At 61.8% G+C, this 22,368-nt stretch carries 12 protein-coding genes; 5 read left to right on the top strand and 7 right to left on the bottom strand.

Annotation, left to right across the window (positions count from 1 at the left end; genetic code table 11):
• Nucleotides 1–25 precede the first annotated feature (25 nt).
• Together AO356_RS12035 and oadA are read left to right on the top strand one after the other, a co-directional pair.
• Nucleotides 26–1,441 (top strand): acetyl-CoA carboxylase biotin carboxylase subunit, encoded by a 1,416-nt coding sequence (locus tag AO356_RS12035; protein ID WP_025216234.1) that lies wholly within the window; start codon nt 26–28, stop codon nt 1,439–1,441.
• Nucleotides 1,442–1,454: 13 nt separating this feature from the next.
• Complete coding sequence (gene oadA, locus AO356_RS12040) at nt 1,455–3,263, top strand: sodium-extruding oxaloacetate decarboxylase subunit alpha (protein WP_060739972.1); 1,809 nt, start codon at nt 1,455–1,457, stop codon at nt 3,261–3,263.
• 146 nt (nt 3,264–3,409) lie between these two features.
• On the opposite strand, the gene AO356_RS12045 is transcribed toward oadA, so the two are convergent.
• From AO356_RS12045 to AO356_RS12055, 3 genes are all read right to left on the bottom strand, one after another.
• Nucleotides 3,410–5,530, bottom strand: coding sequence for an autotransporter outer membrane beta-barrel domain-containing protein (locus AO356_RS12045; RefSeq protein WP_060739973.1), 2,121 nt, complete (start codon nt 5,528–5,530; stop codon nt 3,410–3,412).
• 421 nt (nt 5,531–5,951) lie between these two features.
• The gene (locus tag AO356_RS12050; protein WP_060739974.1) at nt 5,952–6,785 is read right to left on the bottom strand and encodes an amino acid ABC transporter permease; all 834 of its coding nucleotides are present in this window, start codon (nt 6,783–6,785) and stop codon (nt 5,952–5,954) included.
• The gene (locus tag AO356_RS12055; RefSeq protein WP_060739975.1) at nt 6,782–7,603 is read right to left on the bottom strand and encodes an ABC transporter substrate-binding protein; all 822 of its coding nucleotides are present in this window, start codon (nt 7,601–7,603) and stop codon (nt 6,782–6,784) included. Before AO356_RS12055 ends, AO356_RS12050 begins: the two co-directional genes overlap by 4 nt.
• Nucleotides 7,604–7,716: 113 nt before the next feature.
• On the opposite strand from AO356_RS12055, the gene AO356_RS12060 reads away from it, so the two are divergent.
• Both AO356_RS12060 and AO356_RS33035 read left to right on the top strand, forming a co-directional pair.
• A complete protein-coding gene (locus AO356_RS12060; RefSeq protein WP_060739976.1) occupies nt 7,717–8,616 on the top strand; it encodes a homocysteine S-methyltransferase family protein in 900 nt (299 codons plus the stop codon).
• 283 nt (nt 8,617–8,899) lie between these two features.
• Nucleotides 8,900–13,852, top strand: a complete 4,953-nt coding sequence (locus AO356_RS33035; protein ID WP_237140811.1) for an OTU domain-containing protein — start codon at nt 8,900–8,902, stop codon at nt 13,850–13,852.
• A 60-nt stretch (nt 13,853–13,912) separates the two neighbouring features.
• Here the strand turns inward: AO356_RS33035 and AO356_RS12070 are convergent, their stop codons facing one another.
• The 3 genes from AO356_RS12070 to AO356_RS12080 are packed head-to-tail and all read right to left on the bottom strand — an operon-like array spanning nt 13,913 to nt 15,685.
• Complete coding sequence (locus AO356_RS12070) at nt 13,913–14,584, bottom strand: GNAT family N-acetyltransferase (RefSeq protein WP_060739977.1); 672 nt, start codon at nt 14,582–14,584, stop codon at nt 13,913–13,915.
• A gap of 10 nt (nt 14,585–14,594) precedes the next feature.
• Nucleotides 14,595–15,041 (bottom strand): GNAT family N-acetyltransferase, encoded by a 447-nt coding sequence (locus AO356_RS12075; RefSeq protein WP_060739978.1) that lies wholly within the window; start codon nt 15,039–15,041, stop codon nt 14,595–14,597.
• 2 nt (nt 15,042–15,043) lie between these two features.
• Nucleotides 15,044–15,685: an FMN-binding negative transcriptional regulator gene (locus AO356_RS12080; RefSeq protein ID WP_060739979.1), complete on the bottom strand. Its 642-nt coding sequence runs from the start codon at nt 15,683–15,685 to the stop codon at nt 15,044–15,046.
• Nucleotides 15,686–15,785: 100 nt separating this feature from the next.
• Here AO356_RS12080 and AO356_RS12085 point away from each other — a divergent pair, with 100 nt between their 5' ends.
• Nucleotides 15,786–17,330 carry a PLP-dependent aminotransferase family protein gene (locus AO356_RS12085; protein ID WP_060739980.1) on the top strand — a complete coding sequence of 515 codons (1,545 nt, stop codon included), beginning with the start codon at nt 15,786–15,788 and terminating at the stop codon, nt 17,328–17,330.
• 219 nt (nt 17,331–17,549) lie between these two features.
• On the opposite strand, the gene AO356_RS12090 is transcribed toward AO356_RS12085, so the two are convergent.
• Complete coding sequence (locus AO356_RS12090; RefSeq protein ID WP_060739981.1) at nt 17,550–22,163, bottom strand: dermonecrotic toxin domain-containing protein; 4,614 nt, start codon at nt 22,161–22,163, stop codon at nt 17,550–17,552.
• Between the last annotated feature and the right edge of the window lie 205 nt (nt 22,164–22,368).

Here is a 22,368-nt window from a genome sequence, read left to right on the forward strand (position 1 = left end):
ATCACCGGCTCAAGGGAACCTCCAATTGATAACAAAGATCCTGATCGCCAACCGTGGTGAGATTGCCGTCCGCATCGTGCGCGCTTGCGCCGAGATGGGCATTCGCTCGGTCGCGGTCTACTCCGACGCGGACCGTCATGCGTTGCATGTCAAGCGTGCGGACGAGGCCCACAGCATCGGCGCCGATCCGCTGGCCGGCTACCTCAACCCGCGCAAACTGGTGAACCTGGCGGTGGAAACCGGCTGCGATGCCTTGCACCCCGGTTACGGTTTCCTTTCGGAAAACGCCGAACTGGCGGACATCTGCGCTGAACGCGGCATCAAATTCATTGGCCCGTCGGCGGAAGTCATTCGCCGCATGGGCGACAAGACCGAAGCGCGCCGCAGCATGATCAAGGCCGGTGTGCCGGTCACGCCAGGCACCGAAGGCAACGTATCGGGCATTGAAGAAGCGCTGACCGAAGGTGATCGGATCGGTTACCCGGTGATGCTCAAGGCCACGTCTGGCGGCGGCGGTCGCGGCATCCGTCGCTGCAACAGTCGGGAAGAACTGGAACAGGCCTTCCCCCGGGTCATCTCCGAAGCCACCAAGGCATTCGGTTCGGCGGAAGTGTTCCTGGAAAAATGCATCGTCAACCCCAAGCACATCGAAGCGCAGATCCTGGGGGACAGTTTCGGCAACGTGGTGCACCTGTTCGAGCGTGATTGCTCGATCCAACGCCGCAACCAGAAGCTGATCGAAATCGCCCCGAGCCCGCAGCTGACCCCCGAGCAGCGCGCCTACATCGGCGACCTGTCGGTGCGCGCGGCCAAGGCCGTGGGCTACGAGAATGCCGGCACCGTGGAGTTCCTGCTCGCCGAAGGCGAGGTGTACTTCATGGAAATGAACACTCGGGTGCAGGTGGAACACACCATCACCGAAGAAATCACCGGTATCGACATCGTTCGTGAACAGATCCGCATCGCTTCCGGGCTGCCACTGTCGGTCAAGCAGGAAGACATCCTGCACCGGGGTTTCGCGTTGCAATTCCGGATCAACGCCGAGGACCCGAAAAACAACTTCCTGCCCAGCTTCGGCAAGATCACCCGCTACTACGCTCCTGGCGGCCCGGGTGTGCGTACCGACACGGCGATCTACACCGGCTACACCATTCCGCCGTTCTACGATTCGATGTGCCTGAAACTGGTGGTCTGGGCGTTGACCTGGGAAGAAGCGATGGACCGTGGCCTGCGAGCCCTGGATGACATGCGCCTGCAGGGGGTCAAGACCACCGCCGCGTATTACCAGGAGATCCTGCGCAATCCGGAATTCCGCAGCGGCCAGTTCAATACCAGCTTCGTTGAAAGCCACCCTGAACTGACCAACTACTCGATCAAGCGCAAACCCGAAGAGCTGGCCCTGGCCATCGCCGCCGCCATTGCCGCCCACGCAGGCCTGTAAGGAAAGTATGACCATGTCCAAGAAGATCTTTGTTACCGACACAATCCTGCGCGACGCCCACCAATCGCTGCTCGCCACCCGCATGCGCACCGAAGACATGCTGCCGATCTGCGACAAGCTCGACAAAGTCGGCTATTGGTCGCTGGAAGTCTGGGGCGGCGCGACATTCGACGCCTGCGTGCGCTTCCTCAAGGAAGACCCGTGGGAGCGCCTGCGCCAACTGCGCGCGGCGCTGCCCAACACTCGCTTGCAGATGCTCCTGCGCGGCCAGAACCTGCTGGGCTACCGCCATTACAGCGATGATGTGGTCAAGGCGTTCGTGGCCAAGGCCGCCGTCAACGGCATCGACGTGTTCCGTATTTTCGATGCGATGAACGACGTGCGTAACCTGCGGGTCGCCATCGAAGCGGTGAAGGCCGCCGGCAAGCACGCCCAGGGCACCATCGCCTACACCACCAGCCCGGTGCACACCATCGAGGCGTTCGTGGCCCAGGCCAAGCAGATGGAAGCCATGGGTTGCGACTCGGTGGCGATCAAGGACATGGCCGGCCTGCTGACCCCGTATGCCACTGGCGAACTGGTGAAAGCGCTGAAGGCCGAGCAATCGTTGCCGGTGTTCATCCACTCCCACGACACCGCCGGCCTGGCCGCGATGTGCCAGCTCAAGGCCATCGAAAACGGTGCCGATCACATTGACACTGCGATCTCCAGCTTCGCCTGGGGCACCAGCCATCCGGGCACCGAATCGATGGTCGCGGCCCTTAAAGGCAGTGAATTCGACACGGGTCTGGACCTGGAGCTGTTGCAGGAAATCGGCCTGTACTTCTACGCCGTGCGCAAGAAGTACCACCAGTTCGAAAGCGAGTTCACCGCCGTGGACACCCGCGTCCAGGTCAACCAGGTACCAGGCGGGATGATCTCCAACCTCGCCAACCAGTTGAAAGAGCAGGGCGCACTGAACCGGATGAACGAAGTGCTGGCGGAGATCCCGCGGGTGCGCGAAGACCTCGGCTTCCCGCCGCTGGTGACCCCGACCTCGCAGATCGTCGGCACCCAGGCGTTCTTCAACGTGTTGGCCGGTGAGCGCTACAAGACCATCACCAACGAAGTGAAGCTCTATCTGCAGGGCGGCTACGGCAAGGCGCCGGGTTCGGTGAGTGAAAAGCTGCGTCGCCAGGCCATCGGCAGCGAAGAGGTGATCGACGTGCGTCCGGCTGATTTGCTCAAGCCGGAAATGACCAAGCTGCGTGGCGAAATCGGTGCGCTGGCCAAGTCCGAAGAAGACGTGCTGACCTATGCCATGTTCCCGGACATCGGTCGCAAGTTCCTCGAAGAACGCGACGCCGGCACCCTGACCCCGGAAGTGCTGCTGCCGATCCCCGAGGCGGGCAGCGTCAGCTCCGCGGGCGGCGAAGGTGTGCCGACCGAGTTCGTCATCGACGTTCACGGTGAAACCTACCGCGTCGATATCACCGGTGTGGGCGTCAAGGCCGAAGGCAAGCGTCACTTCTACTTGTCCATCGATGGCATGCCGGAAGAGGTCGTGTTCGAACCGCTCAATGAGTTTGTCAGCGGCGGCAGCAGCAAGCGCAAGCAAGCCACTGCGCCGGGCCATGTCAGCACCACCATGCCGGGCAACATCGTCGATGTCCTGGTCAAGGAGGGCGACGTGGTGAAGGCCGGCCAAGCGGTGCTGATCACCGAAGCCATGAAGATGGAAACCGAAGTGCAGGCGGCCATCGCCGGCAAGGTCACCGCCATTCATGTGGCCAAGGGCGACCGGGTCAACCCGGGCGAGATCCTGATCGAGATCGAAGGCTGACTGAACAGCCTCGATACAACGTTTTAACCTCGGGGGGGCATGTGCTCCCCTTTTTTTTTGCCCATTTTCCGCAGTCCTTTGTGGGAGCGAGCCTGTGGGAGCAAGCTTTGCTCCCACAGGGGAGGGTGGTGTCTGCCGAAAATGAGTCAGAACATCATCCGCCACTGCCCCATCAGCGCGCCGTTGCGATTGTCCTGGCCGGTTTCACCCTGGTAGCTCACCCCCAATGTGTGTCGTGGCGAAACGGCCAGGTCCAGGCCGGCTTCCAGGAGCAAGCTGTCCCGGTCCAGCTCGATGCCCTCGACGGTATAGGCCTTGCCGCCGTCGACCAGGCGTTGCCGAGAACTGCCTCGGACGTCGCCATAGAGGTGTTTCCAGCCGACATTCAGGCGCGGCGTCAACCGCGCTCCCTGGTCAAGAACGAAGGGGCGGGCGAGGTGCAGGCCCAGCTCGCTGGTGTAGTGGTCTTGGGTCTGGCTCTCGAACCGCAGCGCCGCGTCGCCACCTTTCTCCGTGAAGCGATCGCGTTGGTAGCGCTGGTAACCCAACTGGACATAGGGCTCGATATCGAAATGCCCGACGTCCAGGTTGTAGCCGACTTGCCCGAAGACCTGCTGCGTGTTGGCGTCGTAACGACCTTTGAGTCGATCGCTGAAACCGTTGAAAGCCACGTGGCGCTTGGTGCTGCCGTCGTGATCGCCATACACCGCGCCCAGGCGTAGCGCCAGCGGCCCATCCTGGCGCAAGGCATAGGCGCCGACATGCCAACTGTCGAGCCGGCCATCGAATCGATGACCGTCCAGCCGGGTCTCGCTCTTGGCGCCGATGACCCCCAAGCGCCAAGTCGGGTTGATCGCCCAGTCGGCTCCCAGCAGCAAACCGGTTGTCGAATGCTTTAGCGCGTAGTCGTCCAGATGCTTACCAATGCGGCCACTGTTGCCGATGGCCTGGACCCAGACCTGCCCATTGCCATGGGCGCTCTGCGAAGTGTTCTGGCCCATGGCCGCGAGTATCCCGGTGCTGATGGGCGCGACACTGCTCAGGGTAGCGTTGCCCAGGTCAGCTGTGTCGTATCCGCTCAACTGGTCGAGGGCATCGGCGGCGGTGACCCGGTTGCTGCCGAGCAGGGCGTTGATGGCGGCGTTGGGTTTGGGGCCCGGTTGGGTGGTTTGCGCTTGGCTGGCGGGAGTGGGCGTGGCGCGGGCGATTTTTGCGGGTTCCGCGGGCTTGGGTGTGACGTGATGGGGTGGCGGCTCGGTGGCAGGCGGTTGTGGGGCTGTTGCCGTGACGACGTGTTCTGAGGCCGGCGCCAGGATGCTGGCTGCAAGTGCCTGGCCGCTATCAGTGGTCGCGGCCTGTTCGAGCGGGACATTGTTACGTGTGTAGGTCAGGCCGACCTGTTTTCCTGTGGTGTAGTCCACTGTAGCCGTCATGTACGCAAGGTCATTGACGATCTTCCCGAATTCCCCCTCGACCGTATCCGCGTCGATCACGATGTGTCTGCTCGTGTCGATGTATTCGCCCGGTACGGCTGCGATTTTCAAGATGGCATTGTCCAGGGTGGCGGTGCCGCCGACCTTGATCGTGGCGCTGCCTTTCTTTGCGTCGATGCCATAGACCAGCGTCGCGCCCTTGGAAAACCTGAGGTCGTTGACCACTGAAGGGGCGCCCATGTCAGGGCCGACTTCCAGCGAGCCCGCTACGTCCAGCGCGTCGACCGTTCCGCTGCCGCTGAACCTGGCCTTTTTCCCCACGAAGACCGGCCCGGCGACGAAGCCCTGGTTCGCGAACTCACCCAGGACGTGAACCGCACCACCGATACGGCCGGTGTTGATCAATTTGGCGTTCGAATCAATCAGGCTGCGGCTGTCGAAATCCTTGCCGTTCGACCATTCGCCTCGCTTCAAATACACATCCTGGATATTGCGTATCTCGCCTAACTCGCCGCCCTTGGCGATCTCCAGTTGCAAGACATTGGCACCGCCGCCACCGTCGGTGAGCCCGATGAGTTCGCCTTGCCTGCTGACAACCACCAGATCATTGCTGTCGTCCTTGGACAGGGGCGTTTCCCGGGCTTTGATGACTCTATCGATATTTGTATCCGGCTTATCCGCGAACGCCTTGAGACGAGCCTGCATCTCGGCGGTTGTTTCGAAGGGGCGGGTTTCCCCGGTAACTGGCTGAGCTGTCGAAACCTCGGCACAGCCAAGTACCAAGGCTATGGCCAGCGCGAGGTGTTGGGGCAGGAACAGGTGTTGGGTAGGCATCGAATGCGACCTCTCATGAAGGAGGTCGCACTTTAAAAATTTCACCCTGGGCGGCGATGCCAGCCACTTTCTCGCCGTGGGAAAGATTCGGCGGATGAAATCTGTAGGCTGCTTGTGCTGCGATCAGCGTGGCGGTTCGTTGGCTTTCATGGTTCGAAGCTTTGCCTTACAGCCCGTACGGACCTTTCTATTTGACCGGCATTTGACGGAGCAATGCCTCACCACTCGGCACCTCGCCTAGGCTCGGTGTGCATGGTTAGAAATGAACGCGTATCTCCTGTGGGAGCGAGCTTGCTCGCGATGGCGGTGAGGCAGCTTGCGATGATGTTGGCTGTGCCTACGTCATCGCGAGCAAGCTCTCTCCCACAGGTTTTTGTACCGTGCCATGTGAGTGAGTCATACCGGCAACGCTGGCAACGGCTCAGCGGTTATTCAGATACGCCTTCCCATAATGCCGCTCCATCCGCGCCTGGATCAGCTCCAGCGCAATGGACATCAACCAGTAAATGATCGCCGCCGTGGTGAGCATTTCGATGTAGCGATAGCTGGAACGACCATAGGACTGCGCCAGGAACATCACCTCCCAGACCCCCATCACCGAGATCAGCGAAGAATCCTTGAGCATCGAGATGAATTGGTTGGTGGTCGGCGGGATGATGGTGCGCATGGCCTGGGGCAGGGTGACGCGCCAGAAGATCACGGTTTCGCTCAGGCCCAGGGCGAGGGAGGCTTCGCGTTGGCCGTTGGGGACGCCGAGGATGCCGGCGCGGAAGATTTCGCTCAGGTAGGCGCCGTAGTTCAGCGACAGGGCGATGATCCCGGCGGCGATGGCGCCCGGGACCACGCCCAGTTGGGGCAGGCCCAGGTAGATCAGCAGGATCTGGATCAGCAGGGGCGTGCCGCGAAAGAACGACGCGTAGAAACTGGCGATGCCGAACGCCACCGCACTGCTGGACAGCCGCGCCAGGGCGGTGATGAAGCCCAGCAATGACGAGGCGACGATCGAGCACAGGCACAGGAACAACGTCAGCACCGCACCCTGCAAAAAGCCATTGGGCGCCAGGTGCACACCCAACAGGTTCGGCAGTTTGTCGAGGATGATGGAGAACTTCAGGTCGAAGCTCAGGAAGAAGCTCGCGAACAGCACCAGCATGGCCGCCCAGGTCAGGTACAGCCGGGTGCGAAAACCGAAGATTTTTTGCAGGCGTGACTCAGCCACCGATGGCGGTGGCTGAGGGGGTGGAAAAGAAGTCATTGGGTGATGTCGGCGCCGATCCATTTTTGCGAGAGTTTGCTCAAGGTGCCGTCCTGTTTCAACTGGGCGAAGACTTCACGCACCTTGCTGTCCCATTGGGCGTCGCCTTTTTCGATGGCCACCGAGTTCGGTTCTGAATAGAGCGGCTCGCCGGCCAGCTTGAAGCGCTTGTCTTCGGTCAGGCGCGGCTGTGCCGTCACCAGGTTGGTCAGCACTGCGTCCAGGCGCACCCCGGCGCCCAGGCCCAGGTCCTGGAACGCCACGTTGTCGGTGTCGTACGGGGCGATCTGCACGTCCTCGAACGGATAGCTCAGTTGGGTATCCTCGGCGCCTTCGATCACCAGGTTCTTGTTCAGGTAGCTTTCGTAGCTGGAGGCGCTGGTGAGGCCGACTTTCTTGCCACTCAAGTCCTTGGCGCCGTGGATACGGTCGTCCTTGGCGTTGACCACGATCACCGCGGGCGAAGCGTAGTACTGCACCGGGAAGTCGAACACTTCGGCGCGGGCCTTGCTCGGCGTCATGGAGCAGATGCAGATGTCATAGCGCCCGCTCCAGTGACCGGCCGCGATCACGTCCCAGGACGGCGTCTCCAGGCGCAGCTTCACCCCCAGTTTCTGCGCCACGGCCTTGGCCACGTCGACGTCGAACCCGTCGAGCTGGTTCTGATCGTTGAGGAACGAGAAGGGCGGATAGCTTTCCATCAATACGCCGACCAGTTCTTTTTTCTGTTCGATGCGATCCAGCGTGGCACCGGCAAACGCTTGCGAAGAGGCGGCCAGCAGCGTCAGGCCCAGGGCCAGCAATGGTTGTCGTTTCATGTGAGGGCCCTGTTAGAAAAATAAGTTGTAGTTCTCTGAATGGTGCGTATTAAATAGTTATAAGAACAACTCTGGTAGTGAGTATTTTTCATAAGCTTATGAGTGAATCGCATATGGGCGCAGCAACGACAGTCATTCTCGATGGCGGCATGGGCCGCGAACTGCAACGCCGGGGCGCGCCGTTCCGCCAGCCCGAGTGGTCGGCCCTGGCCTTGAGCGAAGCGCCCCAGGCGGTAGAAGCCGTGCACGCGGCCTACATCGCCAGCGGCGCCAACGTGATCACCAGCAACAGCTATGCGGTGGTGCCGTTCCATATTGGCGAAGCGCGTTTCGCCGCCGAAGGCCAGGCCCTGGCCGCATTGGCTGGCGAGTTGGCGCAACGGGCGGTGCAGGCCTCAGGCAAAGCGGTGCGCGTGGCCGGGTCGCTGCCGCCGCTGTTCGGTTCCTATCGGCCGGACCTGTTCGACGCTTCCCGCGCCAGTGAACTGTTGGCGCCCCTGGTAAACGGTTTGGCCCCCCATATCGATTTGTGGCTGGCCGAGACTCAAAGCTCGACCGTTGAAGCGCGGGCGATACACGCCGGGTTGCCGAAGGACGGCAAGCCGTTCTGGCTGTCGTTCACCCTGAAAGACGAAGACACCGATGAAGTGCCGCGCCTGCGCTCCGGCGAACCGGTGGCAGACGCCGCGGCAGTGGCGGCCGAACTGGGCGTCGAAGTGCTGTTGTTCAACTGCAGCCAACCGGAAGTGATCGGCGCGGCGATTGACGCTGCCCGTGAAACCTTCGAGCGCCTGGGCGTGGCGATCCACATCGGCGCCTACGCCAACGCCTTTCCGCCGCAACCCAAAGAAGCGACCGCCAACGACGGGTTGGACCCGCTGCGCGAAGACCTCGATCCACCGGGTTATCTGCAATGGGCGGCGGACTGGCGCAAGCGCGGGGCCAGCCATTTGGGCGGCTGCTGCGGGATCGGGCCGGAGCATATTGCGGTATTGGCACAGCAACTGGGTTGAGCCGTCTGGCGATGTCGGCAGATGAATGAATCAATCGTCAAAACGATGCAAAGCTTGTGGGAGCAAAGCTTGCTCGCGAGTGGATAAGTCAGTCGACACCGGTACTGGCTCGTGCCCAGCAATCGCGAGCAAGCTTTGCTCCCACGGGGCTGTGGCTTAGCTGAGCGACATCCGCGATTACGTTTTTCGTTGAATGACGTAGCCAAGCCATACATATGTATGCCGTTTCGGGTCGAACGGCGCGATAGGGTCCGGACTCTTCAATCAGAACCGGACCATTCAGATGGCTACTTTCTCCAAAGGCGACCCGGCCAACGCCGTCGTCCCCCAGGGCGAACCGCTCAGCGCCCAGGCAAAGGTGCAACTCAGGCAACTGGAGTTGCTGGACACCAACCAGATTCAACTCACCCGGTTGTTTGCAGGCCTTCCCACGTTCGACGGGGTGCTTGGGAACCTGCTGGTCAGCCTGCTCAAGGCGAAGATTCCCGCCGACAGATTCCGCCCATCGCTGCTCGCGGATATCGATCCGGATAACTGCTACGTGAACCGCTTCACCAAGGACCAGGCCGGTGGCCGCACCCTGACGTCCTCGGAGCGTTTCACCGATGTCCTGCACAACGGTTTGCTCAGCGACACCGCGCCTGACTTCACGAACGGTGGCGTCGGCTTCTTCACCCGTCCGGACTCGCTGGAGGAGGCCGACAGCGTATTCGCCCGGCAACCGGACGCGCAGATGCGACGGGCCTTGGAGTCGGTGTTCCATTTTCCCCGGCCCACCGCGAACGAGCGGGTAATACGTCAGTTCCGTGACGAGCTGGCGCGCTTTCGCCAGGGCAAGAACCGGGGCGACACCAGCGAGGCGACCGCACCGTCCACGGCTGAAGCGGTCCTCGCCCAATTGCTTTCCCAACGATTCCTGCACCTGTTCAACTTGTATAAAGCCGATCGGGATCCTGCCGCTCCACTCACCCAAGCCGCGCGAATCCAGCAGGCCGATGACGATCGCCTGCTGGACCTCATCACCACCCATCCTTCCCAGGCTGACAGGAACCGGCTGCTACGGGCGCCCATTCCCCATGTCTATGCCGTCCTGCTCGACCAGGGCATGGCCTCACCGCAGAAATGGCCCGCGGCGATGGTGATCAAGTTCACCGACAGGCAGTCGCTGTTCCTGTACTCCCTGGAGCACGGGCTGCAGCGATTTCGTTCATTCCAGGATCTGGTCGCTCACGTGCGGCCCAGCGTCCAGGGCCAGGAACGCACGATCCTGGATATCTCCGTGGAGCTGTCCGGGCATGTCTTTGAAGTGGCGTCGGCGGACCTGTTGCAGAGCCAAAGCGCTGCGCTGGACAGGGCCCTGAATGCGCCAGGCAACGAAACCCTCGCCGTGCGCGTGTTCGCTCAACGAGCCGAAGACGCCTTGGGTTTGCCCATGTTGTCCTTGGCCGGGCCACTGGCGACTCGTCAGGAAACCCTGGCGGAGAACCGTCGCCCCGGCTTCTACAAAATGGCGACGTTTGCCGAGCAGGCCCGCTATCGCCGTCTGGAAGGGCAGGTATTCCAGGCGGTCTATGCACTGGGCAGCGATATTCCGACGCTGGTGCAATTCACTCGCCAGAAGATCAGGCAATACCTGCAGCGAACCATCCATCCGCGCCTGGACCTGGATCCTGATCGAACCATGATCCGGTTGTCCTTCGGTGATGCAGCCAACCCGAGACAGTCGCGGGTCAGCAGCCTGACCCAGTTGATGCTCGATAACCTGCGCCCGCCGCAGTACCCCAACGCCATGCGCGAAGTGCTGGCGGTCCAGCTGGTCGATAAGCATGGACAACGCGTGCGCCACCCGGCGAGCGGTTTTCTGATCACCTTGACGGGCGGTGAGCTGGCGAAGATGGCGTCGAGCATCGATGCCGGTGGCAACTACGAAATTCTGCTTCGCGAGCAAATGAACCAGCCTCGATACAAGGCTGCTTGGCAGACCGCCTACCGCGCCAGTCTGGAGTTCAAAGGCTACGAGGCGGTGCTCAAGGGCGACGAAGTGTTCAAGGCCACTGTGATCGATGAAGTTTGCGACCCACCCAAATCGCAAAAGCTGGTCGCGCAATGGCTGGAAGCGGTCTTGCAAGCGCCCAGCGCTGCGAAACGTGCGCTGGTAGGTGGGCGCAGGGTGCACGTCCATGGCCTGCTGCTGGGCGGAACCGTCGGTTTGCAACGTGGCACCATCGGCAACGCGGTCACCATTGACGGCGCGCTGATCCTTTCAGACCAGAGCGGGCCGGACATCAAGGGGACCGTGGGCGTTTACTTCCCGGACAGTCCTCATGGCAATGACCTTCACGAATTCGCCGACCTGAGCGATGGCGTCACAGGGTTGCTGCAAGAGCAAGAGTGGCGAGCGTATTTCCGCTCGCGCATTTCGACCCTCGACCAGGAGGAGATCAAGCGTGCGCTGGGCCAGCACCGCGGTCGGCCACTGATCCGTGGCTATCTGCTCAACGGCGATGTACTTGAAGAGCTTCACCGGGCCCACGTCAATTTCCACAGTGCCTACGCTGACCACCGCTCCAACAGCAACCGCGATATCGGCCTGCAAACCGCGGCGCGGATCGTGATGATGGTGGTGGAGATCGTCATGGACCTGGCCGGCCTGCTGCTGATTCCCGGGTTCCAGCTGCTCACGCGTGCCATCCGCACGGGCCTGTTGGTGGTCAAGACCGGCGGGGTTCCGACGGACCTGGCAACGCTGGTATTCGTCCATCGGGTGGCAAACACCCGCACCACGACAGGCTTCGGCGGCGTGAGCGTCAACTTGCGAGGGCAGGCCTCATTCCGGGCAATAACGGCGCAGCAGAGCCAGGCTGAAGCATCGATCGGATTGCCCCTGGAAGAGGCGCTTTATCGCCGTTATGCCGTGGCGGATACCACGCTGATCCAGAGCCTGCCAGCCGATGCCCAGGGCTTCTATCGACCGGTGATTACCGATGGCGCCACCGGCAGCGTGACCCGGCCTGTGTTCGTACGCCAACCTGATGGGACGGTGTTCCGGGTCCACGACAACACGCCGATCAGGGCTACCGAGGCCAACATCGTCGACCCTGTCACGGGGGTGAACATTCGCTCCAGTGGCGTGATGCGCAGCACCGTGGCGCGCGCGCCCGATGGTGAGTGGCGTGCCGTAGGGTTTGGCATGGGCGGGGGCAAACGGTCGCAGCCAGGTTCCCCTGAAGCGGGCCCGTCGGCACCCAAGCGACCTGCCACATCGTTGCTTCGCGCCGTTTCCGACCTGATCCGTACGCCCAACCAATGGGACGTAGAGATCATGGATCTGGTGCCGTCCGTCATCACCCGCCTTCCGAATTGGCCGCAGAACCGCAGTCTGTTGATCATCGATCAAAGGCGCGGGCACCAGGACTGGTCCGTACGCTTTACGCCGGGACAGGATGAAGTCGGCTATCCGATGCGCACCCATCCGCTTAGATCGAGCACCGACGTGGTGCTGCTGCGCACGGGTGAAAACCACTACACGTTGATGCTGGACCAGGATCATGAAGTCTTGTTCCCGGCCGACGGCAATTGCTTCTTCAACGCGGTCGCCCGGGGCCTGAACGAGGGGCCGGTGCAACGAAGATTCACGATGCAGCGACTGCGCAATGACATTGCCGACTACATCGACCAGCATCCGGAGATGGGGAACTACCTGGTGGCGCAGCCCACTGCGATGCAACAGGCACTGGCTTACAACGCCCCGGCGCTGGAAAATTTGTTGGGCGAGTCGGCGGTATTGGACCTGACGCAAATCGTCTTTGGGTCGCCCAATCCCCAGGGTCTGTTTCAACCGGTCTTGAACCGCCTGAATCAGTATGCCCTGGACATGGGGCGCCGCTACTTGAATCAGGCCGAAGGCGCCAACCTGCCACCGGAGATGCTGCGCCTGATCGGCAGCTATCTGTCGCCGCGCACGCCCGTTCGCCTGCCATTGAGCAGCACGCCTTTTTACTCGTTGAAAGATCAAGCACTGCGAACCTTCTTCGAGGACACGTTGTTGGGACCGGTCCTGCACCAGGAGGTCACCGAACTGCTCAACAATGAGTATTTGATGCTGTCCCAGGACGTGCTCCATATCATGCTCGAGTACGGCGTCCGGGCCCGGGAGCTGACCGATCACCACCCCAAGAACCACCTGGGCTATGTTGAGTACGACCAGGCCTTGCATGGTCACCTCAGCTACGAGCAAATGGAGGAGCAGCTCAATGGCGCGCTTCTGGTGGAAAGCGACGATCTGGCAAAAGTGAAGACGCGATACGAGCGCGAGACCGGCGATGTCATGGACGACGCTTCGGACCTGTTGGATCAGTTTATCTATTACGACCGGGCTGAAGACCTGGTCGATCTGTTGACCGTTGTCCTTGGGCGTTACCCGATCTTGCTGCGGCGGGCCAATATCCTGCTGCAGTCTCCGGTGATTGCTTCCAACCTGGGCGGGCTGCTGCCCTTGAATGTCGTTTCGCAATGGATACGCACCCCGGCGTTGTCCGATGCGCGCCTGCAGGTGATCGCCGAGTATGCCGGCAGCCGGTATCAGGAAGTGGCGAACCGGGGCCGCATTGATATCGATTGGATGCGGCGGTTCAATGACCGGAACCTGCGTCGCCTGTTCAATCAGCGCTCGGCATTGTCGAACTTCTTCACCTTTCTTGGCGGTACCCGGTATGTCGAGGACAGTGACATGGCGGCGATCGCCAGGCTGTTCAGCGTTGCCGGTGGGCCCGTTCCCAATAGCCGGATCGCCATCGTGCTCGATACGCCGGATATAGGGGGCTCTCTACAGAATATGCCCGGTATCACGCTCCAGAGCGCCAGGGGCATCTGGGAAGACCTGATGGGGCCGCAGTTCACCGATGAAAACATTCGCTTCGCCCTAGGGCGGGCGGGTTCGCTAAGTTCCGAGGCGGCGTTTACCCGAGCCTTGATCGACAGCCTGGTCGAGGAAGAAGCCCTGGCGCACCAGTTGATCATGGACGCGTACGTCGTGACCCAAAGACAGGCCCAGCACTTTCTCCACAACTTTCAATTCACTAACCATCGTGCCGATCACAGCCGGTTGAACCTGGCTCGCTATGTGAATATCAATGGCGAGATACCACAATGGGCATGGCCCTACGCCCGCCCCGGGGTAAGCGACGAAACGCTCGCAGGGTTCCTGGAGCGCAGGAAGCCGTCCAAGCCGAAGTAGCGCGTCCTGATCGATCGCCAGCGCGAAGCGGTTCGCGCTGGCGATCATCCGTCACTTAGCCTATGCGCGGCATTGCGCCAGGCTGCGCACCTGTCCGCCGTCGCGCTGATTGGCCTCGCTCAACCACTGCTCGAACCCGGCGCCAATGGCCGGCCACTCCGAATCCAGCATCGAATACCACGCGGTGTCGCGGTTCTGGCCCTTGACCACCATGTGCTGGCGGAACACACCCTCGAACGTGAACCCCAGCCGCTCGGCGGCGTATTTGGAGCGAGCGTTGCCGTTGTTGCACTTCCACTCCAGCCGGCGGTAACCCAGGGCGAAAGACTCCTTCGCCAACAGGTAGACCGCCTCGGTGCTTTTCGGCGAGCGCTGCATCGGTGCGCCGAAGGTCACGTGGCCGATCTCGATACGGCCCTGGGCCGGGACGATGGACATCAGGCTGAGAATGCCCTGCACCTCGCCGCTGGCGCGGTCGATCACGCTGAAGAAATACGGGTCGGTGTTGGCGGCGTGGTTGTTCAGCCAGGCATCGAACGCGCCGCGATCCTTGAACGGGCCATAGGGCAAGTAATCCCAGAGTTTCGGGTCGGCCCCGGGCCCTTCAAGGGCTTGCCACAGGCCGTCGGCATGCCGCGCCGGATCGAGTTTTTCCAGGCGGATGAAACGCCCTTCGAGCAACTGCGCAGACGGCGCCGGGACACCTTTCCAATCAGCGAGTGAAGACGACATGGGGTGCTCCTTAAAGGGCTTTGCGAAATTGAATGAAGCCTGGGCGCTCGGCGATGCGCTCGTACAGCTGGATCGCCGTGGCGTTGGTTTCGTGGGTCAACCAGTGCACCTTGCAGCAGCCATCGGCCTTGGCGGTGGTGTAGACGAATTCGATGAGCTGGCGACCCACACCGGTGCCACGGCTCTGTTCTGTCACCAGCAGGTCTTGCAGGTAGCAGGAGTTCTCGATGCTCCAGTTCGAGCGATGGTAGATGAAATGTACCAGGCCGACTGCCGTGTCGCCGTTCCAGGCCAGGGCAGCGTGGGTGGGCTCGCGGTCGTCGAGCAAGCGCTGCCAGGTGCTTTGGCTGACCGCGTCCGGCAGCTCGGTGTTGTAGAAACGCAAGTAGGCCTGCCACAGCGGCAGCCACGCGGCGTGATCGTTGGCGCTGACGCGGCGGATTTCAATCTGGCTCATATTCACTCCTTGGACGATGGATCAGGCATCAGCCGCGCGAGCGTCTGGTCCTGCGGGTCGGGGCTGGCGGCAAGGCCGTTGCGTACCCCGGCGACATCCGCGGGGCTGCGGTTCTGGCTGAGCTTGCGCTTGCCTTCCAGGCGCTGGATGGGCAGGGCGAAGCCGACGATGGCCTTGAGCATGCTGTCGATGTACTCGGCGGGTGCATCGTCGATTTTCCACGGCTGCTCGCGAGCGGTTTCGTGGCGGTCGGTGAGGGCGCCGACCAGGTTGCGCAGGCGCTGCGCGTCGCTGAACACCTCTGCGTTGCCGTAGGCGTGGACGGCCACGTAGTTCCAGGTCGGCACGACTTTGCCGTGTTCGGCTTTGCTCGGGTAGAAACCCGGGCTGACGTAGGCCTCGGCACCGGCGAATATCACCAGGGCCTCGGCGCCGGCTTCCAAGTCGCGCCATTGTGGATTGGCCCGGGCCATGTGCCCGTAAAGGGTGCCGTTCGGCCCCTGTTGCGTGTCCAGCAACAACGGCAAATGGCTGGCCTGCACACCGTGTTCACCGTGGGTGACGAGCACGGCCAGGCGGCAATCGCCCATCATCTGGTGCAATTGGGGCAAGTCTTCGACGGCAAAGGCTTTGGGGGTGTACATGATGATTTTCCTTGGCGAATGCGAGCATCCTAGGCAGGCTATTGGTCTGTTGTAAGAGCCACTTCCGGCCAATTCGATAGGTCCATTCGTGAGGGCTGCCATGCACAACGTCGTGCCGCCACTGTCGTTCAACCCCGCTGGCATTGAGCTGGACCGCCGCCAGGGGCTCAGCCGCCAGCTTTACCAGGCGTTGCGCACCCGGGTGCTGGACGGACGCCTGGCCAGCGGCACGCGCCTGCCGGCCAGCCGTGACCTGGCGGCGGCCTTGTCGATCTCGCGCAACAGCGTGGTGCGGGCCTACGACCAGCTCTACGCCGAAGGTTTCATCGAAGGGCGGGTAGGGGACGGTACTTACGTGGCGAAACTGTCCTCGACGACCCTGCCGCTGAAAAACATATCCACAAAAGTATCCACAGGGTTTTCAACAGGCTTACCCACAGCCTTATCCACAGATTGGCTCGATTTGCCTGTGGTTCCATCCAGTAAAGTTATCCACAGCGATGGGTTGAATCGTGTCGAAAACCACCATTTACCCCAGCCGCCTGGTGGCCCGCCGCGAGCATTCAGGGTCGGTGTGCCGGCGTTCGATCTGTTCCCTTTCGACGTGTGGGCCAAGCTGAACGCGGCTTTCTGGCGCAAACCGGATCTGCAGCAGTTGTGTTATGGCGACCCTCAAGGGGATGCGCGCTTGCGCGGGCTGATCGCCGCTTACCTGCGCAGCTCCCGGGGGCTGCACTGCACGGCTGAACAAATTGTGATCACCAGTGGCGCACAGCAGGGCATCAGCCTTTGTGCACAGCTGCTGGTGGACCCGGGTGACGTCGTGGCGGTGGAAAATCCCGGGTATCGAGCGGCCGGGCATGCGTTCGCCGTCGCCGGTGCCGACGTCAGAGGCGTGCCGGTCGATGGTGATGGCCTGGATTGCACGGCGCTCGGTGGGTTGAGCCATTGCCGGCTGGCCTACGTCACCCCGTCCCATCAATACCCGACCGGGGTGGTCATGAGCCTGCCCCGGCGCCTGGAACTGCTGGCCTGGGCCGAACGCAACAACGGCTGGATCGTCGAGGACGACTACGATGGCGAGTACCGCTACAGCGGCGCGCCCCTGGCGCCCTTGGCGGCATTGGATCGCCAGGGGAGGGTGCTCTACGTCGGTACGTTCGGCAAAGTGGCGTTCCCGGCCTTGCGCCTGGGCTACCTGGTGCTGCCGCCGGGCCTGGTCAACGCCTTCGCCCGGCGTCGCGCCGTGGACGTACGCCATTCCGAAGTCAGCACCCAGGCGGTAATGGCCGAGTTCATGGCCGCCGGGCATTTCCAACGGCACATCCGGCGCATGCGGCGGGCCGCGCTGGTCCGACGAGACGCGCTGCTGGCGGGTTGGCCCAAAGACATTCCAGGGGTTGGCAGCTTGCCGACCGTCGTGGCCGGGCTGCATGTCACGGTGCCGGTGGACAGCCTCGCCCGGGAACGCGAACTGATCGCCCAGGCGACGGCGGCAGGGGTCGAAGTCAATGGTTTGAGCAGCTACTGGTTGCCCAGCACCACCACGCCTATCCACGGCGGGTTGGTGCTGGGATTCGCCGCGGTCCCGCCCACGGCGATCGCGACCGCGCTGGCGAGCCTAGCCCAAGCCTGGAGGCTCTGACGCCCCGTGTGCATGACCGTAATACGGTTCACTTAAGGCAATCGACAAACCCGTGGCGAGGGAGCTTGCTCTCGCTGGGCCGCGAAGCGGCCCCAAAACCTGCCAAATGCGCAGCATCAGACACACCGCACCCGCCGGTTTACGACTGCTTCGCAGCCGAGCGGGAGCAAGCTCCCTCGCCACAGGTCCATCATTTTTCTTAAATGAACCGCATTGGGTTCATGAGCGGGCTTTTTGAAAGAACACCTCCTTGGCCTGGTCCACGGCAATTTCGCTGCGATAACGGTCGACCAGCTGGCGCTGGCTGAGGGTTTGTGTGGCATCGGCGGCAGTGGCTTCTCGGCTGGCTTGCTCAATGGTTTTCAAGCGCGCCGAAAGGAACGCATAGGCGGGCACCCAGTTCGTCGAATAGCGGAAATCGGCAAACCAGAGGGTCTCACCGCTTTTCACGTCCCTGATCTCATACCGGTCAAGGTAGCCGTAGGGCGGAGTCTTGATGCGCTGCCGGCTCTTTTGTTTGGTAATGGAAATCTGGTTCCGGCTTTTAAGCCACAGGATGCTGCTCATGGTCGGCGGGCGTTGCTTGATGACATTCAACACGGTGTCGAACCCCAGGACATACAACGCGCTCGCTTCCCGCTGAAGCTGCGCGCGCAGGGTCTCGGCCGAGCGCCGCTGTGCTTCTGGCAGCTCGAAGGTTTCATTCGAAGCCACACCTTGCGCCTGGTCGAGGGCCTTTTGGATGGCCGCGCTGATTTTCTCCATCCTGCCGGCATGGGCATTGAGGATCATCCCGATCCCGGCAGGTGTATGGCTGGGCTGTTTGACGGTGGCTTGCATCTGCGCCTTGAACGCCGTCAGGCCGTTGATCAGGTCCTGGCCCTTGGTGACGCTGACGTCCAGGGGCGGGACGGCGGGCGGCGTCGCGTCGGGTTTGACATGAGGGATCCACTCGCCGGTTTCTTTGCGGTGGAACGTAATGATGATCTCCCCGGAAAACGGGTTCTTCACATCGACCCAATCGGTTTCCTCCATCAACCGAGACAGGCGCGGCTCGCCGCTGACCAGGCCCCAGAAGCGCGCCCGGATGAATTTTTTCCTCGGCCGAGGGCGTTGCACGTAAGGGGAGCCGGCGCTGCGCTGGTCCCTGCGTTCTTCGAGGGCCGCCGCCAAGTGCCGCATCGTCGATTGTTCAAGCGTGCCAATCCCCTTGCGCAGGCGGGCGAGCTGGGGCGCACGCACGCTGCCCTTGTACTCGTTGCCCAGGTAGTTGAGATGTTCGTCGATGGCGGCGAACTGTTCGGCCAGGCTGCCGAAGGCGTCGATGCGCTCATCGAGCCGGATCACGCTGCGTTCATCGATCGCGTCGCGCAGGCTCTGGTAGGCGACCGTGGCGTTGTCCACGATCTGGTTGATCGCTTCCCAGCCTTCGGGCATCGACTCGACGCTGTCGAGTGTCAGGCACAAGTGACGGAACATATCGAGCTTGATCAGGCGCAGGTCGGCGCCGGTGTAGAGCGGCATCTTCTTGCGATGCCGTCGGATGAATTCGAAACCTTCGTAGCCAAGGCTCTTCAGTTCGGTGAAGCGCGTCTCCATGTAGTCCAGGCGTTCGGTCATGTCGTCGCCGACGCTGATCATGCTTTCGGCCGCGTCGATGTGCGCTTGCTCCAGCACCTTGATCCCAGAGGTGATCATGCCCTTGGCTTTGTCCATGGCCGGGGCGAACCGATCCTCCAGGGCTTCCATCTCGGCAAAGGTGAAGTTGATCTGCGCATTCAGGTAACCGAGCCGAGTGCGGGGGTAGTCGGGCCTGGACTGGAAGAGCGGCCATTCCAACAGCAGCGCCAGTGCCTGCTCGTAGTTTTCCCGCTGCGTCTTCAGTGCCGCGACATAGGCGTCGCGTTTCACCTCCTTGGCAGCGCCCGAGGCCACGTCCATTTCCACCGCTTGCATGGTCAACAGTTTCTGGTTCTGCGGTTTCTTCGCTTCGAATTGATTGAGCGAGGCAAGCAGATCGATCCGGCGCCGCTGCGCATCGGCGATGACTTTTTGCCGGATGCCCTTGGACCCGCTGCCACGTACGCGCAGGCGCGTGTCGATGTGCCATTTGCCGTGGGTGTCACTCATCAGCGGAGGGCCTTCACGCGTGGGATCCTTTGCGTCGACGATAGAAACCAGCTCGCCTTCGACCTGCACCTTGAACCACTTGCCGGCCATTTTTGCGTGCCAGACGCCGTCCTTTTCGTAGAGCCCCTTGAGGGCCCCCCAGGTTCGGAACTGTCCGGGGTCTTCGGGTTCGGCGATGCTGAAGGTGTCGAGAAACCGGGCGCTTTCTTTCGATTTGCCCATCAAGGCACCGCTGGAGCGAATGGCTTCGTAGTGTTCGGTCGGCAGCGAAGCGCCGGGAAGCGGTGGGAGTCGCTCGATCACCAGCTCATGGGGGGGCTTGGGCAGGCTTTCCAGTTCCCTTACTTCTTGCGAGGCCTGGAGCCGGTGGGGGCTCCTGGCTGACCTGGCGCGATCGATGGCATGGGTGATGATCGCCAGCGCAACGTTCAGCAGCAGGTCGGTGAACGCCTCCCACTTGGCCGGTTTGTCGGCGCCTTCCTTGCCCTGCGTGAGCTTGTCGATGTCGTCCAGGATCTGCCAGAGCCAGCCGGCCGTGCCTACGGCGGTGCCGAGGTACGGCAGGGCCAGGTTGAACAGCAGCCAGCCTGCCCGTTTGAAGGTCTCCCAGCGGTTTTCCCGATTGGACACCGATTGACGATCGGCCAGTTCGACCAAGGCGTTGGCATTGGCCTTGAACAGCTGCGGCAAGAAATTCGCCCCCAGGGTCTTGTCGGTCAAACTGACAGGACCGCTGTTGGCCAAGGAACTCAACGGATCGACCACGAATGCCACGATGCTCCAGGGGGAGGGCAGCAGGTCCGGGAAGACAAACCGGCCGTAATCGTCCCGTACCCCATCGGGCAACCAGGCCAGTACCGACTGGCGTAACGACGGGGTTTGCCTGATGGCGTACAGCAGGTTGCTGAAGGAGGGGTACTGGCTCAACTGTGGTTCCAGCAGGGGCCGATACAACAGGCAGGGCCCGGCGCTGGAATCCTCGGGGCCGATGATGAACATATTGCCCACCACGTCTTGCGCATCGCCCAGTTGCAGTTCCGGCACGAAGGCCAGTTGGCGCAGGACAATGGTTTTTCCGTCCACCTTGCGATCCGCCTCGGCAGGTTCCATCAGCGCGGCGACGTAGCGGTAACCCGTATCGTCCAGGTGGTCCTCCCTGCGGATCTTGCGTTCCAACGCCAGCATCGGCAGCTGGATGCGCAACTGAGAGGTGTACAACTGTTCGCGGCGGCTCGATTCGGTTGGATCGTCGAGCAGCGTGCGCTGGATCAGCTCGGGATAGACACGACCGATATCGGCCTGGGTGATGAGGTTTTCGATGTACTCGACGGTCATCCATCCGGGCAGTTCCGTGTCGTCCCGAAACTTGACGGTCTTGTCGCCAAGGGGCAGGGCGATCAGGTTCTGCAAGGCCAGTTCGACGAGGCTGAACCGGGTGGTCTCGATCTTGCCGGGCAGCACGAAGCTTCCCCAGACCACGGGGCTGCGCACCTCGATCTCGATGTTCTCCAGATCGAATGTCGAGGCGTCGGCATGGTCCGAGACCATCTGCTGCTTCAGCAGGTTCAAGGTGAACGTCTTGATCGGCACGATTCCGTCCAGGTAGGTCTTGCCGGCATGCTCCTGGTTCAAGATCGAGAGGTTTTTCATGTGCTGGGCAAACAGGATCTGATCGGACGGCGAGGCGTCCAGCAACCAGTGGGGCATCTGCCTCTGGAACCAGGCCACGAGCGCATCTTCGTCGCTTTCTTCACCGCTGGCGGGGGGATCGTAGGTCGCCCATGTCTGCGGGGAGGAACCGATGATCTTGACCTGCTCGGCAATCATCCCGCAGGCCTTGTGATCGAAGAGATTGCCCTCGGGCTCATACAGTCGCCACTGGATCTTGCGGTAGGTGGCCGTACCGAAATGGGTCGTGAGGGATTGACCAAGGGCCTGCTGTGAATCGAATTTCTGGTAGCCGTTGGCGATCGAGTACTTGAGGATGACCTCCTTTTTGTCGATGGTACCGATCAGCACGACGATGGAATTGTCGCCCAGGCGCTTCACCTCGGAACCGTCGACGTTATCGATGTCGATCAGATAACCATGGCTATCGTAGGGGTCGTTCTCCTTGCGGTCCTTGCGGTCGGGGTGGTGGAACAGTTGCCGGGCCATGTCGCATTCGGTCGTCGTCCAGCCGCGGACGTGCCCGACGTTCCAGGCTTGACGCAGCGCACTGGAAAGCTGATGCCAGCGGGGCCCGGACTCGCCGAGGGAGGCATTCCAATAGGCCAACTGTTGCTCCTGGCAAGCCGTCAGCATGGCCGGCACCAGCTCGTTGAGCAGGTGCCCGATCTGGTCGATGCGCACCGGTAAATGCACATCGGGAGAGGTGAGCGGCAGTCGGGTGAGGAAATGCAGGCCTTCGATCAACAGCATCGAATTACCTTCCTCGTTCACCAGCCCGGCCAGCATTTCACTGAGGGTTTCGTAGCGGGTGGGCCGTCGCACGATTTCATCGTCGACAATCTCCCAGTCCGGCTCGCCCACCACGGTGTTGTGTGGATCGAGGTTCAGCGTGGGGTAGAGCTTCTTGAGGGCATCGCGCAAGAGAATGGACGCGACCTCCGGATACGTGGGCCCTGCGAGCAACTGATTGAGGATTGCATCTTTGGGATTGGCATTGGCCCTGGGGGCCGTGATAGGGGGCGTGGGTGTCATCTGAGTCTTCCTGTCTCTCGCGACGAATGGAATGGCGAAGCTGAACGCTTCGGGATAGCCATACTAGTGAGGCGAAAAACAGGGAAGGTGGTAACTATGTATGGGACGTGGGAGGTGACGGGGATGGCGCCTATGGGAGCGAGCTTGCTCGCGAAAGCGATGTATCAGGCGCCGGTGATGTTGAATGTGCCGGCGTCTTCGCGAG

It is taken from the genome of Pseudomonas fluorescens (genome assembly GCF_001307275.1).
GTDB classification, from domain to species: domain Bacteria; phylum Pseudomonadota; class Gammaproteobacteria; order Pseudomonadales; family Pseudomonadaceae; genus Aquipseudomonas; species Aquipseudomonas fluorescens_AA.

What these genes read in the sequence shown, in the direction of transcription:
- oadA (WP_060739972.1), top strand. Translation starts at nt 1,455, where the DNA reads ATGTCCAAGAAGATCTTTGTTACCGACACAATCCTGCGCGACGCCCAC.
- AO356_RS12045 (WP_060739973.1), bottom strand. Translation starts at nt 5,530, where the DNA reads ATGCCTACCCAACACCTGTTCCTGCCCCAACACCTCGCGCTGGCCATA.
- AO356_RS12050 (WP_060739974.1), bottom strand. Translation starts at nt 6,785, where the DNA reads ATGACTTCTTTTCCACCCCCTCAGCCACCGCCATCGGTGGCTGAGTCA.
- AO356_RS12055 (WP_060739975.1), bottom strand. Translation starts at nt 7,603, where the DNA reads ATGAAACGACAACCATTGCTGGCCCTGGGCCTGACGCTGCTGGCCGCC.
- AO356_RS12060 (WP_060739976.1), top strand. Translation starts at nt 7,717, where the DNA reads ATGGGCGCAGCAACGACAGTCATTCTCGATGGCGGCATGGGCCGCGAA.
- AO356_RS33035 (WP_237140811.1), top strand. Translation starts at nt 8,900, where the DNA reads ATGGCTACTTTCTCCAAAGGCGACCCGGCCAACGCCGTCGTCCCCCAG.
- AO356_RS12070 (WP_060739977.1), bottom strand. Translation starts at nt 14,584, where the DNA reads ATGTCGTCTTCACTCGCTGATTGGAAAGGTGTCCCGGCGCCGTCTGCG.
- AO356_RS12075 (WP_060739978.1), bottom strand. Translation starts at nt 15,041, where the DNA reads ATGAGCCAGATTGAAATCCGCCGCGTCAGCGCCAACGATCACGCCGCG.
- AO356_RS12080 (WP_060739979.1), bottom strand. Translation starts at nt 15,685, where the DNA reads ATGTACACCCCCAAAGCCTTTGCCGTCGAAGACTTGCCCCAATTGCAC.
- AO356_RS12085 (WP_060739980.1), top strand. Translation starts at nt 15,786, where the DNA reads ATGCACAACGTCGTGCCGCCACTGTCGTTCAACCCCGCTGGCATTGAG.
- AO356_RS12090 (WP_060739981.1), bottom strand. Translation starts at nt 22,163, where the DNA reads ATGACACCCACGCCCCCTATCACGGCCCCCAGGGCCAATGCCAATCCC.